This is a genomic window from Streptomyces scabichelini, from assembly GCF_011045015.1.
In the GTDB taxonomy this organism is placed as follows: Bacteria; Actinomycetota; Actinomycetes; order Streptomycetales; family Streptomycetaceae; genus Streptomyces; species Streptomyces scabichelini.
This window is the reverse complement of the sequence record NZ_JAAKZY010000446.1, coordinates 1-2,164: the sequence shown is the minus strand read 5'-3', so window position 1 is coordinate 2,164 and position 2,164 is coordinate 1. Positions and strand designations below refer to the sequence as shown.

Annotated in this window: 1 protein-coding gene; it reads left to right on the top strand. The window is 68.9% G+C overall.

All coding sequences use genetic code 11. The annotated features are described in order from the left end of the window. Positions 1–2,164 (top strand): non-ribosomal peptide synthetase (locus G5C60_RS50520; protein WP_165271037.1); only part of this gene is annotated, 2,164 nt, incomplete at both ends.

Here is a 2,164-nt window from a genome sequence, read left to right as displayed (position 1 = left end):
TGCTGCTGGCGCGGCAGACCGGCCGGGAGGACGTGGTCTTCGGTGCCACGGTCTCGGGGCGTCCGCCGGAGCTGGAGGGCGTCGAGCGGATGCTCGGCCTGTTCATCAACACGCTGCCGGTACGCGTCCGGTTGCGTCCGGAGGAGTCGGTAATCGGGCTGCTGAGGCGGCTCCAGGAGGAGCAGTCGGCGCTGATCCCGCACCACCACTACGGCCTGTCCGACATCCAGCGCAGGACCGGCTTCGGCACCCTCTTCGACACCAGCATGGTCGTCGAGAACTACCCCCTGGATCCGTCCGTGTTCACCGCCGTCCTCGGCGACCTCGAACTCGTGGGCATCGGCTTCGACGACGCCACCCACTACCCGCTGTCCCTCTCCGCCATCCCGGTCCCCGGAGCCGGCCTCACCCTCAAAGTGAGCTACCGCCCCGACGTCTACGCCCCCGACGAGGCCCAGCGGATCAGCGAACGCCTAGTTCACCTGCTCGAAGCCGTCGTGGACGCCCCGGACCGGCAGATCCACAGGGTGGACGTACTGCCGCCCGAGGAGCGCGAGTTCCTGCTCTCCGCTGCGGGGCCGGTGGTGCCGTCGGTGGCGGTGGAGCGGTGTGTGCACGAGATTTTCGAGGAGCGGGTGGCGGCGTCGCCGGATGCGGTGGCGGTGGTGTGCGGTGCGGTGTCGTTGACGTATGCGGAGGTCGACGCGCGGGCCAATCAACTCGCCCACCACCTACGGTCGTTGGGCGTCGGCCCGGAGTCGTTGGTGGGGGTGTGTCTGGAGCGCGGACCCGACCTGGTGCCGTCGTTGTTGGGTGTGCTGAAGGCGGGGGCGGGTTATCTGCCGTTGGATCCGGCGAGTCCGGCGGAGCGGTTGGGGTTTGTGCTGGCGGATGCGGGTGCCCGGGTGGTGGTGACCTCGGGTGGTCCGGTGTCGGTGCTGGAGGGTGTGTACGAGGGCGAGTTGGTGGTCCTGGACCGGGATGCGGAGGTCGTCGCGTCTCGTCCGGAGACCGCCCCGGTGTCGCTCTCGGTGCCGGACAACACGGTGTATGTGATCTATACGTCGGGTTCGACGGGGCGGCCGAAGGGTGTGGTGCTGGCGCACGCCAGTGTGGTGCGGTTGTTCGAGACGGCGCGGGCGGATTTCGGGTTCGGTCCGGACGATGTGTGGACGTTGTTCCATTCGTATGCGTTCGACTTCTCGGTGTGGGAGATCTTCGGGGCGCTGTTGCACGGTGGCCGGCTGGTGGTGGTGCCGGAGATGACGGCGCGGGAGCCGTCTCGTTTCCATGAGTTGCTGGTGCGTGAGGGTGTGACGGTGCTGAACCAGACACCGTCGGCGTTCACCCAGCTCATCGAGGAAGACCGCACCCGCGCGGCCGACACGGCCGACGCCTCCGACACGGCTGGACAACTGGCCCTGCGGACCGTCGTCTTCGGTGGCGCGGCTTTGGACTGCGGGGCGCTTCAGGGCTGGGCCGCGCGGCATGGTCTGGAGTCTCCGCGGCTGGTGAACATGTACGGCATCACCGAGACGACGGTGCATGTGACGTACTACCCGGTGGGTGGGGAGGATGTCGCGGCCGGTGGGTCGGCGAGCCCGATCGGGCGTCCGTTGAATGACCTGTCGGTGTATCTGCTGGACCGGTTCGGTGAGTTGGTGCCGGTGGGGGTGCCGGGTGAGATTCATGTGGGTGGCCCGGGGGTGGCGCGGGGGTATCTGAACCGGCCGGAGCTGACGGCGGAGCGGTTCGTGCCGGATCCGTTCGGTCCGCCCGGCTCCCGGCTGTATCGCAGTGGTGATCTGGCGCGGCGGCGGGCGGACGGGAGTCTGGAGTTCCTGGGCCGCAGCGATGATCAGGTGAAGGTGCGGGGGTATCGCATCGAGCCGGGTGAGATCAGTGCCCGGCTGGCCGCTCATCCCGCGATCCGCGAGGCCGTGGTCATCGTCCGCGACGAACGGCTGGTCGCCTACCTCGTTCCCGACGCCGAGCTGCCGTCGACCGCCGACCTGCGGGCGTTCGCGGGGCAATCGTTGCCGGAGTACATGGTGCCGGTGGCGTTCGTGGAGTTGGAGCGGCTGCCGTTGACGGTGAACGGGAAGGTGGATCGGGGGGCGTTGCCTGCGCCGGAGTTTGTGTCGGGTGTGGGGCGTGGGCCGCG